The sequence below is a fragment of the Muriicola sp. genome, assembly GCF_049669965.1.
Lineage (GTDB): Bacteria > Bacteroidota > Bacteroidia > Flavobacteriales > Flavobacteriaceae > Muriicola.
The window spans coordinates 1-3,977 of sequence record NZ_JBATLB010000252.1; the positions used below are offsets into that span (position 1 = coordinate 1).

The 3,977-nt window shown below is 38.7% G+C and carries 5 protein-coding genes and 1 rRNA gene; 2 read left to right on the top strand and 4 right to left on the bottom strand.

Going from position 1 to position 3,977, the window contains the following annotated elements:
- A partial coding sequence (locus WBM49_RS12720; protein WP_424372428.1) for a THUMP domain-containing protein occupies nt 1-319 on the bottom strand: 319 nt, incomplete at its 3' end.
- An 81-nt stretch (nt 320-400) separates the two neighbouring features.
- Between WBM49_RS12720 and WBM49_RS12725 the strand changes: the two genes are divergently transcribed.
- Both WBM49_RS12725 and WBM49_RS12730 read left to right on the top strand, forming a co-directional pair.
- A complete protein-coding gene (locus WBM49_RS12725; RefSeq protein WP_424372429.1) occupies nt 401-1,072 on the top strand; it encodes a ZIP family metal transporter in 672 nt (223 codons plus the stop codon).
- Nucleotides 1,073-1,498, top strand: coding sequence for a DUF4268 domain-containing protein (locus tag WBM49_RS12730; RefSeq protein ID WP_424372430.1), 426 nt, complete (start codon nt 1,073-1,075; stop codon nt 1,496-1,498).
- Here WBM49_RS12730 and trhA read toward each other — a convergent pair.
- The 3 genes from trhA to rrf form a co-directional block, all read right to left on the bottom strand.
- The gene (gene trhA, locus WBM49_RS12735; RefSeq protein ID WP_424372431.1) at nt 1,495-2,127 is read right to left on the bottom strand and encodes a PAQR family membrane homeostasis protein TrhA; all 633 of its coding nucleotides are present in this window, start codon (nt 2,125-2,127) and stop codon (nt 1,495-1,497) included. The two genes, WBM49_RS12730 and trhA, sit on opposite strands and share 4 nt — an antisense overlap.
- 28 nt (nt 2,128-2,155) lie before the next feature.
- Nucleotides 2,156-3,466, bottom strand: a complete 1,311-nt coding sequence (locus tag WBM49_RS12740; protein WP_424372432.1) for a hypothetical protein — start codon at nt 3,464-3,466, stop codon at nt 2,156-2,158.
- Between the two features lie 386 nt (nt 3,467-3,852).
- A 5S ribosomal RNA gene (rrf, locus tag WBM49_RS12745) occupies nt 3,853-3,964 on the bottom strand.
- Between the last annotated feature and the right edge of the window lie 13 nt (nt 3,965-3,977).

Sequence of the window (3,977 nt, forward strand, 5' to 3'; positions counted from 1 at the left end):
GGGTAAAGTTATCTGAATTAACGGTGGCATCTATGGCAAAGGTAGTGTCAACGGAGAGGTAAGGACTCCAATCCATGGCATAGATCTTTTTGTACAACTCATGCTCATCGCTTACCAAAAACGAATTGATGGGTTTGATGATCTTAATAGCCGTTCTCAGGCAGAGGTTGGCCTTATACATAAAGCCCGTATCCCCCTCGAATGACACGTTACGAACCCCTGTTTGAACGTTCATAGCCCCTAAATTGCGCAATTCTTTTGCCAGTAATTCCTCGAACCCATACAGGGTCTTTGCTATCATCTTAAAATTATTCCCCATTTCTATTCCTGTCTAGAGGCAAAAATACACTAATTTTAAGCCTTATTAAGAATTCCGCCACCATTTGGTCACCACATATAGATGCAGTATTTATTTCTTGTTCTTTCGGTACTTTTTAGCTTTGGTTTTGTGGCCATTGTTGAACCTAAAAAAACCTTGGGGTTACAACTCCTGCTTGCATTTAGCGGAGCATTTTTATTGGCACTAACCATATTTGACCTTCTTCCCGAGGCGTATACGGCTTCGGATCCAAGATCTATGGGAATCTTTATCATGATTGGTATTTTGCTTCAGATATTTCTGGAATTTTTCTCCAAGGGCGCAGAACACGGTCATATGCACTGGAATGGTCTGAAAAAGGAATTTCCCTGGTTATTGTTCGTTAGTCTATGTATTCACTCTTTTATGGAGGGACTTCCTTTAACCAGTGCCAATCCTATATTTTATGGAATCTTAATACACAAGATCCCTATTGCCCTCATTCTAAGTATGTTTTTGCTCAATTCAACCTTAAAGACTTCTCATACGATCTTCTTTATCCTTATTTTTTCTCTGATGACACCCTTTGGAAGCTATTTGGCAAACCATATGGAGTTTATCACTACCTATAAGGCGCCTATAACGGCCATCGTTATTGGGATCCTACTTCATATCTCCTCCGTGATCCTCTTTGAAAGTTCTCAGGGTCATACATTTAATTTGAGAAAATTAATAGTGATCTTTATGGGAATTGTGACGGCCTATTTTATTTAAATGTTCAGTCAAAAGGAATCCAAACAATTACGGGAACAATTCTGGATATCCTTTGGAAAATCCTTTCCGCGAAAATGGATTTTGTACAATACTAAAGTGAAGGGATTATCGCTAAAATTTCATTTTGATATGAAAGGAGCAATGGTTTCTTTAGACGTGGAGGGTCTTACAGAAGACCGGCGTGCTGCATTATGGGATAATCTACTTTCACTTAAAACTATTATTGGAGAGTCTTTACCCAATGCACAATTCGAAGAAGTCTTTATCCTTGAGAATCAAAAGGTAATATCAAGAATCTATGTTCAAAAAGAAAAGGTTTCCATTCACGACAAGAATACCTGGGAAGACACTATGATCTTCTTTAAGGGAAAAATGTCGTTACTCGAGGAATTTTTTCTGGAGTATCAGGATGTTTTGAAGAATTAGATAACACTGGTATAAATTAACATCCAATGGCTGCAGGCACCCCCTAATACAAAAATATGCCAAATAAGATGGTTATAGGGGATCTTTCGTACTGCATAGAAAATGGTGCCCAGGGTATAAAATGCTCCACCTAGGAAAAGTAAACTAATCCCTGTTATCGACAAGTGATTCCAGAGAAATTTAAAATCGAAGACGATCAGCCAACCCATTACCAAATAAAGAAAAAGGGATAACCATTCCAATTTGCCTGTGTAAAATATCTTGAACATGCTCCCTGCGATTGCTACGCCCCAGACAATAAAAAAGAGGGGGATGCCCCGTGACTCGCGTAAAGTTATCAGTGCAACTGGTGTATATGTACCTGCAATCAGGAAATAGATACAGATGTGATCGAGGACTCTAAGTCTTTCTTTTCTTCTGGGATGGTCAACGCTGTGATAAAGTGTTGAGGCCGTAAAAAGTAGTATCACTGAAATACTGTATACCAGAATGCTAGTTGTGGCCCAAATCAAGGTGGGATCGTGCTTTTTCCATAGGAACACAAATCCAATTATTCCTAAGACAATCCCAAATCCATGAGAAAGTGCATTTAGTCTTTCCTTTTTATGGTAGGATAAAGATTCATTCATTTATTCTGTGCTGTGCTATATTTCAGGATTAGTCTTTGTAATGCCAGAAAGGTATTTCTATTATCGTCCTAAGATAGGTGCTGTCTAGTTTATGGTCTTTACGCTGAACTTCCAGGATGTGTTTTCCATTTTTTATCTTTTGCAAGTCCAAAAATGTTTCGAACCCCATTTGTTTCTGACCATTTATAGAAAATACAAATTTGGGTTTAAAATCGACAGAATCTATAGAAAGAGTGTACATATCTTCTAATGTTTTAATGTACTCACCTCTTTTTTTCCTTTCGGACCAAGGTACTACACCATCTGAAAAAGCGGAGTATATACCACGACGATCTTCTTCTGGTTTTAGGTCTTTATTGAAATAGAAAACGTCATCTTCTACCGTACTGCCATACACGACGAAGACCTGAAGGAACGGATCGCTGATTACTTTTGAGGGAATTGCAGCTCTGTCTACAAATAGTTTGGAAGAGGTTATCTGATCCAGATAATTGTTATTACTAGCCGTAAAGGAATTGGAATCCATATCTTTTTCAAGATAATTAGAGGTACTAAAACCCGTAGCTGAAAGAACAGTAATTCCAAGATATAATGGGACCATGATAAAACTAAGACGTTTCCCAAACTTAGTATCCAGGAAATTATAAACCATGGGCCTGTAAAGGAAACTAAGGGTAATATATTTAAATATCCAATAGACGGGGTAGTAGAAAAAGGTGGTCCACTTCTTCTTTTTCAGCCAACCTTGTGTTACAAAATCTATGAAGGTTAGAAAGGTACCAATAGCTAAAAATATAATGGCAGGTACTGCTATTCCGTATCTTACCCAATCTGGTGTTTCCTCTTTATCTATTGACAATCCTATTAATGTAAATAGGAATGAAATGGCTAATAAACCCAATAAATAAAATACCAATAAAAAGGTAACAGAGAATATGACACTACAGTATTTCTCTAAAGTCGCTACGTAGTTATCGAATGATCCAACCCGTTTCATAAGATGTTTAGTGAACTTTGGGCTATATGCTAGTTTGTCATATTCAATCTCACCAGATACATACCGAAGTCCAATAGCCGCAATCCATAATCCTCTTAAGATAACATGACCTATTAAGTTAACAGTTAGTATATACCAAGAAACCATAAGGCCTTGCATCAGAAATATTCGATACATATTGCCTTGATTTCGGGCCTCTAAATTACCTAGTTCAATAGGATCTATGATCATAAAGAGCCCGTAAATAGCAAAACCTGAGATAATTAGCTCCAATTGCCAGCTTTCCTGCTGAAGAATGTCTAACCATTTTTTGAATTTGGTGTCCTGAGGATTATTGCTCATATGGTTTAAGTATTGAGCTAAGATAATTTAAAATTTAAATATGCTGATTTCTTTATTGAATCTGGGTGCTGGCTTCATACGCATAAAAAAGACCGCTACATTGCTGTAGAGGTCTTTAAAAAAAGGCGGCGATCTATTACTGACTGTCCGCCCGTGCAAGCGAAGTGCTGCAAGGGTGGCTAAAGGAAGTAATCACGCCAAGGGCGTGGATTGCTGCTTGAATGTTATCCATAAAAAGACCTAGACCTATTTCTTAACTGTCCGCCCGTGCAAGCGAAGTGCTGCAAGGGTGGCTACAGGAAGTAATCACGCCAAGGGCGTGGATTGCGGCTCAGTTGTATCCATAAAAAAACCCTGAAGTAAAATAGATTTACTTCAGGGTTAAAAAAAGGCGGCGACCTACTCTTCCACCTGGTGTGGCAGTACCATCGGCGCTGACGGGCTTAACTTCCCTGTTCGGAATGGAGAGGGGTGGACCCCGTCGCCATGGCCACCTGAGTTGTTTGTTACA